Origin of the sequence: Stieleria marina (assembly GCA_007741555.1) — a bacterium.
Classification (GTDB): Bacteria; Planctomycetota; Planctomycetia; order Pirellulales; family Pirellulaceae; genus K23-9.
In genome coordinates, this window is sequence record CP036526.1 from 2,942,796 (window position 1) to 2,955,745 (window position 12,950).

8 protein-coding genes, 1 tRNA gene and 1 pseudogene are annotated in these 12,950 nt (G+C 54.3%); 4 read left to right on the forward strand and 6 right to left on the reverse strand.

Features of this window, described 5'->3' with window-relative positions; translation table 11 throughout:
- Positions 1 to 101: 101 nt before the first annotated feature.
- The 3 genes from K239x_RS10215 to K239x_RS10225 form a co-directional block, all read right to left on the reverse strand.
- Positions 102 to 1,994: a Xaa-Pro dipeptidyl-peptidase gene (locus tag K239x_RS10215; RefSeq protein WP_473163579.1), complete on the reverse strand. Its 1,893-nt coding sequence runs from the start codon at positions 1,992 to 1,994 to the stop codon at positions 102 to 104.
- A 217-nt stretch (positions 1,995 to 2,211) separates the two neighbouring features.
- Complete coding sequence (locus K239x_RS10220; protein ID WP_419189900.1) at positions 2,212 to 2,772, reverse strand: 3-keto-disaccharide hydrolase; 561 nt, start codon at positions 2,770 to 2,772, stop codon at positions 2,212 to 2,214.
- 197 nt (positions 2,773 to 2,969) lie between these two features.
- A complete protein-coding gene (locus tag K239x_RS10225) occupies positions 2,970 to 3,803 on the reverse strand; it encodes an alpha/beta hydrolase (protein WP_145417708.1) in 834 nt (277 codons plus the stop codon).
- A 1,930-nt stretch (positions 3,804 to 5,733) separates the two neighbouring features.
- Between K239x_RS10225 and K239x_RS10230 the strand changes: the two genes are divergently transcribed.
- Positions 5,734 to 6,909, forward strand: coding sequence for a hypothetical protein (locus K239x_RS10230; RefSeq protein WP_145417709.1), 1,176 nt, complete (start codon positions 5,734 to 5,736; stop codon positions 6,907 to 6,909).
- Positions 6,910 to 7,079: 170 nt separating this feature from the next.
- Here K239x_RS10230 and K239x_RS28445 read toward each other — a convergent pair whose 3' ends face one another.
- Complete coding sequence (locus tag K239x_RS28445; protein ID WP_419189901.1) at positions 7,080 to 7,253, reverse strand: hypothetical protein; 174 nt, start codon at positions 7,251 to 7,253, stop codon at positions 7,080 to 7,082.
- Positions 7,254 to 7,337: 84 nt separating this feature from the next.
- On the opposite strand from K239x_RS28445, the gene K239x_RS10235 reads away from it, so the two are divergent.
- The 3 genes and pseudogenes from K239x_RS10235 to K239x_RS28450 all read left to right on the forward strand — a co-directional run.
- Positions 7,338 to 7,760 carry a hypothetical protein gene (locus K239x_RS10235; protein ID WP_145417710.1) on the forward strand — a complete coding sequence of 141 codons (423 nt, stop codon included), beginning with the start codon at positions 7,338 to 7,340 and terminating at the stop codon, positions 7,758 to 7,760.
- 346 nt (positions 7,761 to 8,106) lie between these two features.
- The gene (locus K239x_RS10240) at positions 8,107 to 9,273 is read left to right on the forward strand and encodes a bifunctional DNA primase/polymerase (RefSeq protein WP_145417711.1); all 1,167 of its coding nucleotides are present in this window, start codon (positions 8,107 to 8,109) and stop codon (positions 9,271 to 9,273) included.
- Between the two features lie 836 nt (positions 9,274 to 10,109).
- Positions 10,110 to 10,682 (forward strand): annotated as a pseudogene (locus tag K239x_RS28450) (tyrosine-type recombinase/integrase); the annotation flags it as partial.
- A gap of 257 nt (positions 10,683 to 10,939) precedes the next feature.
- On the opposite strand, the gene K239x_RS10250 reads toward K239x_RS28450, so the two are convergent.
- Together K239x_RS10250 and K239x_RS10255 are read right to left on the reverse strand one after the other, a co-directional pair.
- Positions 10,940 to 11,024, reverse strand: a tRNA-Leu gene (locus tag K239x_RS10250).
- Between the two features lie 41 nt (positions 11,025 to 11,065).
- Positions 11,066 to 12,892, reverse strand: coding sequence for a proteasome accessory factor PafA2 family protein (locus K239x_RS10255; RefSeq protein WP_145417712.1), 1,827 nt, complete (start codon positions 12,890 to 12,892; stop codon positions 11,066 to 11,068).
- Positions 12,893 to 12,950 lie beyond the last annotated feature (58 nt).

A 12,950-nucleotide genomic window follows, 5' to 3' on the forward strand; every position in this document is an offset into this window, starting at 1 on the left:
ATCAGAATGTGGGCTGTCCCGTTGCCCTGGTTTCAAATCCGGTGCCCTGTTTTCAAGCCCTCTGTCCGGGATCTGACCAATGCTGATCGGCATCCAGTTCGCTACTCCTTTTTTTCACTCTTGGATTCCTTGAACGCCTCTGCGAGTGCAGCGTCGCCGCCGACGATTGGCAAGGTGATCGACGTTGCGTTCAGGTCGACTGTGAGTTTGGTACCGGGCGTTGGCCGCAGTGTAAAATCTCGATCGCTCGAAAAAATCATCAGGCCAATCTGCTGGTCTTTGGGAATGACTTGATCGTCCGGCTGCAGATCGAACGTCAATTCGTAAAACTGTCCTGGAACAAGTGGCTCGCTCTCTGTGATCGAAGCATGATTTTGTGGATCGGCCCAACCGCGGGTGATGATATTGTCGGTGATCTTGGTTTTCTTGCTTTCGGTCCACGGCAGCGAGACAAGCCAGACGGACAGGTTGGCTGCCGGTTTGTTGCTGGCGAGCTTAATCGTCATGCGAGGAGTCCCCGAGAGGTGAACCGGTTTGTGAAACGTTGGTAACACGTAGATCAGTCGGTGATTCGTCCATTCGGCTTGCGCAAGAGCCGCGCCGCTGAATGAAAAGTTGTCCACAAGCGTCTCGGTTCCTTCATCGGCTGCAGAATCGGTCGTCAGTTTTCCTCGTTCGGGCGCGCCCGCAGAAAGGTAGAACTTGACGGGCGAAGCATCCGGATTGGGATAGTCGTCGTAGGGCGTCGGCTTTTCACGTTTGTCTTGTTCGCGAACGATCCATGCGCGCGGGTCATCTTCCACGTCGTTTTCAATGCCGTGCAAATAGCGAGTGAACCAGCGGTTCATCATTTTCATCGGCGGCGGCCCGCCATGACCTCCCTGATGAAAGAATGCCTGGCTTGGGACGCCCTTTGCCTTGAGTGCCTGGTAGATGCGGACACTGTGTTCGGGAACGACATTCCAGTCGTTGAAAGCATGTGCCATCAAGACTGCCGCTTTCAGTGGTTCCAAGTCATTGATGTAATCGCGGCCGGCCCAAAATTCGTTGTAGTCTCCTGTCTTTCGATCAAACCCCTGCAACATTTCCTTGTCACGCACTTCGCAGTCGCAGTGATCACGTCTCGGCTCGTTTCCGCTATGAATGAAGTCGTAGAGGTAATCGATGTCCTCGCCCAAAAATCCGAATGGATGTCGGACCAAGCCGTTGGATCGATAGTAGTGGTAGTACGAAGTGTTGGGGGCCACGGGGATGATGGCTTCGAGTCCTTCGACGCCGGTCGTTGCTGCGGCCAGTGGGATCGTGCCGTTGTAGGATGTTCCCGTCATGCCGACCTTGCCGGTGCACCAATCGGCGACAACTTTTTCTTCACCGTCGGGAGTCGTGAATCCGTCCGCTCGACCACACAGCCAGTCGACGACCGCTTTGGGCGCGAGCGACTCGTTGTCGCCGCCGACCGTTGGACAACCTTGCGAGAGTCCGGTACCAGGTGAAGAAGAGTGCACGACGATGTATCCGCGCGGCACCCATTCTTTGGCGTGCGATTTGGAGATGATTGGCCGTCGTGATTTTAGCTCGACAGCCGGGAAATGTTCTCGCTCCGGTGGCGTAACGCCGACTTCGTGTCTGGCATCCCAAAAGAACTCTTTCCCTTTCGCACCGGTGCCAGCAAAGTAAGGACTGGAGATATACACCACGGGCAACTTCAGCCCCTCGCTTTCGGTTTGTCCAGGACGCGTGACACTGACGTGCATCCGATCTGGCTTGTCGTCGTCATCGGAGTCGAATTCCGTTTGGACCCACAAGTCATGGCGTATCCAGTAATCGGGATCCACAAACGCTTTGACGACTTGGGCTTCGCCGTCTTTGAAAACAGGGACGGCAGGCTCCGCGCCGACGGTCGTCGCATAGTTCATCAAGCCGGGCGCCAGGATGCTGAATGCAGCGAAAACCAAAAAATCGTAGGGAGGGCGAAGTGTCATGGGACGGTTCATGGAGTCAACAGGGGGCGTTTGCGGCGATGGTGAATCAAAAAGAACGACTTGTGACAGTTCTGCTCTGCCACGATCGCGCCTCTATGATACCTGCAAATTGACCAGTGCTTTTCGATGACCCGATGCTGAAATGAGCTGTTAGGCTAGCGGACTCCTTGGCGTAACGGCTGATCGCAGGGATCGAAACTCTTGGCGAGTAACGCGACGGGCTAGCCTTTTACTTCTGATCGCCTTCGTTCGCGATCGCGGGTGCCAAATAGGTGTCCTTGTATTTGACTGCGGTGTGGTCGCCCTGCAAAAAGATTGGCCCGGGGGCAGCGGCTTTGGTGTAGAGCGCTCCTGATGTCGGACCGTCAATCGGTTGATTGTCGATCACCTTGGTTCCGTTGAAAACGACGGTGACGTGCCGATCCACCAGCGTCAGATCATATGTTTGCCACTGTCCGCCCGCGTTCCCTGCATTGAGCGACGGTTTGATGGCTCCGAAAATTGAGCCGACGCCTTGGATGCCTTGGATTCGGCTGTCGCGATCGACGACATGGGCCTCGTACATGCCACGCAAATAGATGCCGCTGTTGCGTTTCTCTTCGACCAGAAACTCGATGTGCAGCCAGAAGACTTCAAACTCGGCTTCGGTGCGCAGATTTGCGTACGATCTCGTGGGGCTGAAATTGGTTTTGGTCGTCGTGTTGATCAACAACCCGTCGATCACACTCCAGCCGTTCGTCTTGCCGGTCTCGCAAGTCCGCCAGCCAAACATATCCTTGCCGTTAAACAACCGGATCGCCTGCCCGAACCGCGCCTTCGACAAGTCGGGAGGCGAAGCCGGCGTTGAAAGAATTTTGGTGCCGGTGAACGTGTCCCGAATCGGGGCTCCGCTGGCGATGATCTTTTCAAGCTGTTATTGCCAGCGCGGCCATTACGGTGCAGACAAAAATTTTGCGAACGCACATCGTTGACGAATCATCACGGGCTCTATTTCAGGAGGTGGCGGTCGAACCAAGCTAGGAATTGCACTTCATCAGCTTGACGATTGTCCCATCCGTGACCGGCCCCCGGCTTGATCACCAGTTCGACCGGGACGCCGTGGGACTCGGCAATCTTTTTGAAACTCTGCGACTGAAACAGTGGGACGATCGGATCGGCGTCGCCGTGAATGATCGTGATCGGCGGCGTCTTTTCGGTGATATGAAAGATCGACGACATGTGACGCCCGAGCACCTGACGTGATTCAGCGGTTTTTGATTCATCACCGAACGCAGGTTGCCAACGCTCTTGTTTGCCCACGCCGACACAGTCATCCCCCGGGCCGCTCCAATTCAAATAGTCCGTTGGCGGATAGAACACGCCCGCCGCTTGAACGGCACTGCTGGCACGTTCGACGGGATCCTTTGCCTCTGGGTTTCCAGGACCACCCTTGGTTGCCAGCACCAAACTTAAATGGCCACCCGCACTACTGCCAGTAACGCCGATACGATCGGGATCAATGTTCCATCGCTGGGCGTTTGTGCGGATGAACCGAACGGCGCGATGCATGAATCCGATGATGTCGCGGACTTGGTACCGAGGCTGGGATCCGTGGACGACCGCAAAGACCGTGTAGCCGTGATCGGTGTAAGGACGCGAAAAACCATCTTTGATTTTGTGGTGGCCTGACTTCCAACCGCCACTGACGATCTTGATGATCCCGATGCCGTTTGGTTTTTCAGGCGCAAACACATCCATCGTCAATGCAACGCCTTCGGTGCGATGATAAATGATGTCGCGCTGGCGAGTAACCTCAGCCGAAATCGATCCGCCGACAATCATTCCGACCGGCCACGCAAATGGATCCCGTGGCTGTTCGCCAACTTTGGATTGATCACGCTAGGCGAACAGTTGTAAGTCCGGGAACACAGCTGGTTCGTGGTTGTTCCAGCATTCATAGCTGTCGTGTTTTGCGGTGTCCAAGTGCTACGGCACAGTGACAGTAGGTGAATGATGACAGGGGGAGTGGTCAAAAACTCACGACCACATCGCTCACAAGCCGCCTCCCTAGACGTGCATGTTTTGTGGCAAAATTCAGGTGTTTTAGTCGAAGAGGGGGCGGGGCTTTTCTGCCGCGGCATACTGCCGCGACCTATCGCCCCCGTTTGTCGCCGTACGACCAGCAAAATGATTTTTGTTTGGGTCCTCCTGAGGCTGGGTGCGGTGGCTGCGGGGTTGCATTCCGAAGGCATCCCGCTGACACGGCTGAGATTATTTGTCACCACCACCACAATTGTGGGGCCCTCCTAGCGTTGTGAACATCGGGGGTCGGATCACTGCAGGTTGTCTCTGTTTACAAGATCTGAAAACCTACTTCGCTTCGCTCAAAACTGGCGGGTACTTCCAAAGGGCCCCGATGGGTCCTTCCCGGCGATTCAAGTGCCACCGCGATTCCCGAGCCCGGCAGGCTGACAGAGAGTCCGTCCAGACCGTCAAACCGGGTTCGCCGGTTGCACGGCTGGCGGATTTTTCCACAATGTGAGTTGCGGGTTTGGTCGCCCGTGTCTTGCCGTCGCATGACCCGCGATGGCTTTCGAGGGTAGGCCGGGTTGCTCTGGCCGCACGATTCCGCTGGCCTGTGACTTCCTTTCCGTCGCGGCCGGTTGGATCGGCCTTGCAAATAAGGAAAGGTAGATCTGTGAATAGAATTCCGCGGCTTTCAAAGCCAGCGAAAGTCGGGAATGTAAGAACGGCAATCCCAGAATCGGATCGGTTGCCCCTGTCCAGTTTGGAATGTGAACAGACGATCGGTCGCGGCTTAACTGAGACAAAACGACTGTTGCGTTGGCTTCAGTCCTTTGAGCGTGCGGATGGTTACGTCGAATTCCAAGAAGCCGAGTCACACTTTAAGGACTTGACGCTTCGATTGGTTGCTTGGATGAACGATCCCCGAACATGCCGGGCTCGACACTTTTCATCGCTCTTAACAGTCGGAACGTTGAACCGAAGTAAATCAAGACGTTTGCCCACTGGTGAGGAATGGCTGACAGCGCTCCATGATGAAATTCTTGCGTATGTAGATTCCGCTTGCAGCAACAATTTCACGATGCAATACGTGGACAAGGAAGGTCCGACAGAACTGATAATTGAAGTCACTGATGCTGACCGAATCAAATTGATTGAGCGTCATGTTTCAGTCGAAATTTTGGCGGAGTATCTTCAAGAGATTTTATCCCCGTTGAGAGTCGATGGTCCCGTTGTGGATCACGTCATCGCGAATGCAAGGAGTTTCATTTCGCGGGGAGAAGAAATCGCGAAGCGTTTGAAGTCGGGGTTCGAGCCAATGACGTTCGTTGCCGCGGCAACTCCAGACGATCCGGAAAAACAAGACGTAGGCCAGCGAACAAAAGAAAACGAGGTCGAGAGAACAAACAGGCCCGACCAAATCGACACGTCTCTGTTGGATCACCTACGGCAAGTCCGAGAAGATCTTCACCGAATGTCGGATGACGGCTTGCGTGTCTATTTCATCGCCTCGGATAGGGGCGAATGTTGTTCGATAATGGAAAACGGAAAGGGCCCCCCGTATAAATCCGCCGGGCACAGCGTATCAATCAATTGGATAACTACATTTGATCGTTTGGGTATACTCGCAAAGCGTGTGTTGCCCCGGATGTCTCCGACTCCAAGCTACTTCGCGGTGGTTACTGAGTGCTCTATAGACGCATGTGCTTGGCTGCGTTTTTTAACGACAGGGATTCGCGGAGCCGCCTTGAATAACGATAGCCAAAACCTAATTGGTGACGGCTATTGCTTTGCTGGATTCAAAGACCTGTCGCTCTCCGCGATAGAGCAGCTAATCACATGGGAAATAGAGCACACAATTCGCTATGAGAAACCGCCGTTGGCGAAGACGCAAACGGTCGAAACAGACACTCTGACGGCCTTGGAGTCGTTTGGAATAGAACTCGAAGCGTTCGCGGAAGTTTTGAATGATGAACTGTCAGCATCCGACTACGACGAGGATGACGATGAGGACTATGAACCGAAGCACTTAACACCGCTCAATCTGAAGCACCCTCTCAACGTTGTCGCATCCGAGTTATCAAAGACGCTTGGCGGCAATAACTTGCCTCTTCCTGCTGGGAACGCGTTTCGACGTTTGATGGCCGTCTCTGGCGCATGCTCTGCCGCCTGGGTCAAACGCCATCGTTTCCCGGATGACATTCGTGGGAGCTACACAGAGTTTGAAAAGGCAATCGAGACACTTGAACGGTGGATCAAATCGATGAGAGCATCGGTCAATGCTGTTAGCGTGTTTCCTGCGTCGTTGTCAAAACAACGTCCCGACTTGCAAGAGAAGGCTCGGGAAATTATTGGAAAGTACCGCGACGAATTGGATTCGCGACTTATCGACTTACCATTCGATACACCAGAGGATTGGATTCGACTTGCGAGAGTCGTCGGTATGACCTACGAGGAAATTTTGGGCTCGACGCACACGGAAATTTACGAGACGGCGATTGCCTGGTCAGACCGCAAGCGAATTGAGAATGCGATTGCTGCGAGGAGCAATGAGCCGAAGGATGCTGACGGCGAAGAACGCGGATCACTAATAGCAAAAAAAGGTCCCACTGAACCGTATTCACCGGCTAGCCATTTGCCGGAAGACATGGAGCTCCAAGACAAACACACTGCTTCGCTGAGCAAAGTAGATGGAAATTGGATACAGGCGGTTTCGGACGAAATGCAGAATGTTTATCGATTCAAATTCGGATCACTCAAAACAGCTCGAAGCAACGGCCGCAAGAATAACGAATGTACGTTTGGAATCGACAAACAGAACAGAATATGGCGAGTCGACCCCAGCGACAGTCGCATCGTTTGGTATCTCAAATCCTCAGTTAAAAAGAATGCCCGTGCAAAACCAAGGAACGCCAAGGGTTAGCGACCGTTAGTCACGTAGGAAAGTTGACTTTTTTCTGGCCCCGTATCGGACGACCAAACCACCGTTAGTCACCGTTAGTATGCGGCTCGCTAACTCTGGAAACGAATCATTCCCTTCATAGATTGTGATTGCCTAGCCGACACAAAGTCGGACTATGGCAGTCCACAAACCTAGGAGGTTTCGATGTCCACAAAGACATCCACGGCCAATGCTATTACGGATGGGAATGGCCGCGCCATGCTCGACGTACCGCTTTTGGCAAAGCGTTGGGGCGTATCCGAAAAGTCGGTGCGCCGAATGGCTGACGCCGGGCGAATTCCGCGCCCCGTCAAACTCTTGTCCATGCTGCGATGGCCGATTAGTCAAATCGAAGCGTGGGAAAATTCGGGTTGCCCGAACGTCCGCAACGCGGCGAAGCGAGGGCGGTCATGAGTCAACAAATGCTATTCGATGCCGGGCTAACCGTCTTTTCGGTTTTCATCGGCAACCCGATAGAGTTGACCAGTCTTGGCGACCGAAGCCGGGCGGCTCAATTGGCGCTGCTGACCGTGCTGCTCAAACGACGAAGTGGCAAAGCCACGGCGAACGACATCGTTCGTGATTCATCTGCTGTCTATCCCGATGGCGGCAAATGGCTAGGGCCTGCGATTCGGCAGCTTGCCGACGATGGGCTGATTCGTTTGTGCGGCGCATGCCGGAGCAAGCGAACGTCACGCAATAGCGGGCTGCTTTCGGAGTGGGAACTGATTGACCGAAAGGCGGCTAAGCAGCGAGTGAAGCGGCTCAAGAACGCGCTTTCATTCGCCCAAACGAAAAACGGCTCGGAGGGGGCAGACTCCGAACCGTCGTAACTTCGCAACGGACAGTGAGACGGCAATCTCGCTGACCGTTTTTGTCTCCCATTTTTCTAACCAACAAAAGACACTAATCATGATTACCAAGTTATCTCCGAGTAGCAAGTCCGAAGTCGATGAGCTCGAAAATGCTGGTTGTGTTCGCACGACTGACAGCGGGATCGAAGTCCACCGACAACGACGTGCAACACGTTTTAACGTCCGTGCTGTTCTGGAGCGTCTTGCAGAGAAGCAATCACTCGAACGCTCTGCGTGACGCTTGTAGCCTTCTCTTGTGGCGACCTGAATCTATTTCCGGGTTCAGGTCGCCTTTTCTACGACTGCCGACTGAACAGCCCACGCAATGTCTACAACAATCCAACACGCCAAACGATATGCGGATTTCGGGTGGTCCGTATTTCCTTGCCAAGCGGCGACAAAGAAACCTGCGGTCCGTTCATGGAAACCGTTTCAAACGACGCGCCCAAGCACTAGCCAGCTGGAACGCTGGTTCAACAACAGCGAACGCAATGTCGCGGTTGTCTGTGGCTCAGTGTCCAACGATCTAGTCGTGCGAGACTTCGATTCTGTGGCCCGCTACGAATTGTGGCAATCAAACCACCAAAGTCTTGCCAAGACGATTCCCACGGTCCGTACGGCAGGCGGATACCACTGTTACTGCCGAATGACTCCGTGCCCCCGCGTCAGAATCAACGGCGTTGGTGCCGGTGAACTGCGCGGGAACGGTGGTTTCGTCATTGGCCCACCTAGCGTGCATCCAACTGGAGCGGTTTACGAGTGGATTGTGAAACCGCAAAAACTTCTCCCGCAACTTTCCCTCGATGACCTCGACTTAGGTCACCTTGAAGGAAAGCTGTCGTTTGGAGAGGTGTTACATAGCCAACAGAGTCAACGCAGCCAACAGAGCAAGCCAAGCCAACTGATTCAAACAGATGTCGTAACCAAAGATGGGGATTTCGGCTCACAACTTCGTGACGCAATCAATGCGTCGATTCCCAAACAACCTGGCCAGCGCAACAAGTGTCTCTTCGATCTTGCTAGACGCTTGGTGGGAGTTCGCGATGATAAACTGACGATCGATGAGTTGGTGGGCGTGTTCGACCAGTGGTACGAATTAGCGGAGCCAATATTGCGAACAAAAGACTATGCAACTTCGCTCGATGATTTCTTGCGAGCGACGGACAACGCTCAGACAGCGTACGGCGCGACGATGGCCGAACACTTGAACACAGCGATCGCTGACGGGTGTCCTGCGTGGGTGTCGTCACCAAAGTATGATCGCCGCTGCAAACTGCTTGCGGCTCTTTGCCGGCAACTCCAGCGTGTAGCCGGGGATCAACCGTTTTATCTTTCCACGCACACGCCGGGCGAACTGTTTGACCTCAAGCCGATGCAATGCTGGCGCTGGCTCGACCTGTTTGTGCGACTTGGCAAACTGACCAAGGTGGAGACGGGTAGTCTCGCAAAACGAAGGGCGACACGGTTTCGTTATATCGCTGACGACTTGTGAAAACAGTGACACCAAACGGTTTTCACCCTAAGATATGTCTGCCGAAGCTAGGCTTAGCGGTTGAAAATCGAGTCAAACCCACTCGACCGCTTCGGCACTTTCAATTTTTTGGGTTGTGATAAGGGTTATCACCAATGGCTTCAGTATTCAAGCAGCAAACGACGCGACCGCTACCAGCGAACGCAAGTATCTTCACTCGCAACGGCAAACAGTTTGCCAAGTGGCAGGATCGCAAAGGAAAGAGCAAGACCGCCGAAGTATCGACCGGCAAAGATGGCTCACAGCGGATCAAGACCGAAGCAAAAGTGTATTCGGCAAAGTATCGAGACGCTGCCGGTATCGTTCAGGTTGTCCCTACGGGATGTCGTGGTAAGCAATCGGCAATGGCGGTTTTGAAAGAGCTGACCGACCGGGTCGAGTTGGTCAAAGCAAAGATAATGTCTCCAGATCAAGACCGAATTGCAGACCATCAAAAAACGCCGGTTGCCGATCACGTCAAAGCCTACATCGACTACCAGCGCGATCGCGGACGCAACGCCGATCACGTTAAGAACTATGAAACACGTTTGAACCGTTCAGCGAACGAATGCCGCTTTCGCTGGTTGTCTGACTTGAATGCGGATCAGCTCGAATGGTGGTTGTCGGCTCTAACAGAAACGCCCAAGGCCAATAAAGATGATGGCGATACGCCTGCTGAGTTGGTTTCGGCGTCGGTCTACAACGGCTATATCGAAGCGTGGGTAGCGTTTGGTAACTGGATGATTGGAAAACGAATGAACGGTCGTCGCTCGAACATGCAGGGCGAAAAGCGGTTGTTGGTCAATCCGTTTGATGGGATGGCAAAGCGCGACACTAACCAAGACCGTCGCCGAGTTGCTCGGGCGTTGAATGAGGACGAACTAACGCGACTACTGCAATCAGCGCGGAAACGTCCCGTCATTGCCGCCGAAACGGTGCGACGTGGGCCGAATAAAGGCAAGCGGCTGATTGTGCTAACACCTGAACGCCGGGCGAGGCTCGAACGACTGGGGGCCGAACGGGCGTTGATCTACAAGACAGCGATCCTGACCGGATTACGCAAAGGTGAACTGCGTTCAATGACGGTCGCCGATTTGTCGTTTGGTGATGTTCCGTTCGTGAAGTTGAAACACCGCAACGAGAAAAACCGGCAAGGGTCAACGCTTCCTATCCGGTTGGACTTGGCCGCTGAACTGCGGGTGTGGATCGCTGGTAAGTCGCCAACCGATAGCGTGTTTCATGTTCCGTCGAGTTTGCTGGACATTTTAGACAAGGACATCGAAGCGGCTGGAATCCCGAAAGTGGATGCGGAAGGGCGCGTAGTTCACATCCATGCGCTCAGGCATTCATTTGGGACACACTTATCGAAAGCCGGTGTCACGCCCCGTGTCGCCCAAGCTGCCATGCGTCACAGCAACATTAGCTTGACGATGACGACTTACACGGACCCGCGATTGTTGGACACGGCTGCCGCTGTCGAATCATTGCCGTCATTCGATACACCACGAACGGTTACACCACTGGTTACACCACAACCAGGGAAGCATGGTAAATCAGGGTCTATTGCTGACCATCCCAACGAGTTTGCGGGCGGTGGGCAATTCAATGAAGACACGAAAAAACCCCGTGAATCACGGGGTTCTTCGAGTACGGCCGAGAGGATTCGAACCTCCACGGGATTATCTCCCACTAGGCCCTCAACCTAGCGCGTCTGCCAATTCCGCCACGGCCGCTTGTTCGTGTTGCTTATTGCAGAGGGCAGAGTTTCGGGGATTCATTCGCGGTCGTCAACGCCCCGTTGCTTTGACTGGGATGGACGACCGGTTGATGCCTGATTTTGCTGGATAAATTCGATTCGCTTTCTTGATTGTCCGACGCCAATCATGGCGTGGCTCCAGTCGAATTGGGGTGCTTGGTCGCTGCTTGCGAATTCGCGGATCAACCAGCCACGCCGGGCGGCGGGAGAATCGGGCGGCGGCGACCGACGGCGACGGTCGATTCGTGCCGCTGAGATCAGGCGCCGCTCGGGTTTGTACTGAAGCAGTTTGAAAAAGTAGCCTTCGCGAGAAAGTTCGTGATAGCGAAGGTCGATCTTTTTTTTCGCCGACCAGTCGGCCTGAGTCCCGAGCTGCTGGATCAGCCATTTTTTGGTGAGCCAGTCGACTTGGCCGATTGATTGTTCCATTGCGTTGGCGTCGCGGCGGAAAGCCAGAACACTGTCGTAGAGTTGTTGCCAACGTTGCAGGACCAAAGTCGCTTCGCCACGCTGCCCAGGGTCGGTCTGTTCGACGAACGCCTGGGCAGCCGCCAAGTATTTCTTTTGGATCTCCAGTGCCGATAGTTCGCCGTGACTGGTTGTAGTACGCGTGACGAGGTTCCAATCACTGGCCAGGCAATGCAGCGGATCGACGCGGCGTGACATGCATGGGAATGCGTCGGTGTCACCCGAATCGATCATGTCAAGCAAAAGTGATGTGGCACCGACTTTGACGTACTCGGGGAGTTCCGCCAAATTGGAATCCGACAGACCGATTTGTAGACGCTGCCGGCGGTGAAACATGCTGGCGGTCGACGAAAGTGAATGAAATGATTTGGCGCAAAATTGGGTCAACCAATGTCCAAAGACAAAAACGGGGCGTTCGCCGCGAAAACCGCCTAGGTCAGAGAGTTTGTCGATGGCCATCGCCTTGGCGCTCAATGTAAAGCACCCGTCGTGACCGAGCACGCCGGTGCCGCAAAGGGCGACGCGCGAATACAAAAACGCGGTCAGATACTTTCGTTGCTTTCGGAAAGCAATTCGTTTGACCAAGAATTTGAGTAGTAGGACGGTTGGGAAGTGAATGATTCGGAACAAACCGACAACGGTTCCGATCAGCCACGCTGGCGCAGTCTCCAGGACATTTGATTGCGATGAAGCGTCTGGTGACCGCGATGAAGCGTCTGGCGCGGATTGGTCGGCTGCAGGGGAGCGTCTTGATGGAAGAAAGCGGCGGAGTTTTCGGTAGATCAAGCCCAGCAAGAAGAGGCTTGCCAGGACCGGCAACGACAACAGCAGGCTGGCAATTTGAAAACACCACAGGAGGGCGACCAGGAAGCGGTAGAGTACCAGCCAAGCTCCGCTTGCGACGATGCAGTCGTAGTTTTCTTGGCATCCATAGACATGGCCAAATGCGTCGGAGCTGTTCTTGAGCACGCGAAGATCAACGTCCATGACGATCGTGGCAGCGGCATCGGCGATCAGGGCATCGATCGATCTTTGACAAGCAAGTAGTTCGTCGGGACTGTGAACTTCGGGCGTCGCGATTTCGATCAGTCCGCCGGGCAACGAGTGCAGGGTTGGGTGCGATTCAAAAGTGACGGCACCGCCGCTGGCCAAGAACATTTGTTCTTTGTCGTAGAGTCCTTCGCCGGTGGGTTGGTCGCGACGAATCGCTTCACAGATCGCCTGATAGATCGATTGCGATGTCGGAAGTTCGTCGGATTCGATGTGTTCCGGGTTAGCAACCAACGTGGCGTATTCGGTTTCCATACCGATCAGCCGGCTGACCAACGGTTGTCCGCCCAGTTCGCGACGCCGATGGTGGTGGTTTGGGTCGGACACAATTTTGAAGACGAGAGCCGACGTCAATGAAATCGGCAATGGGCACTTGGAGGAGAAG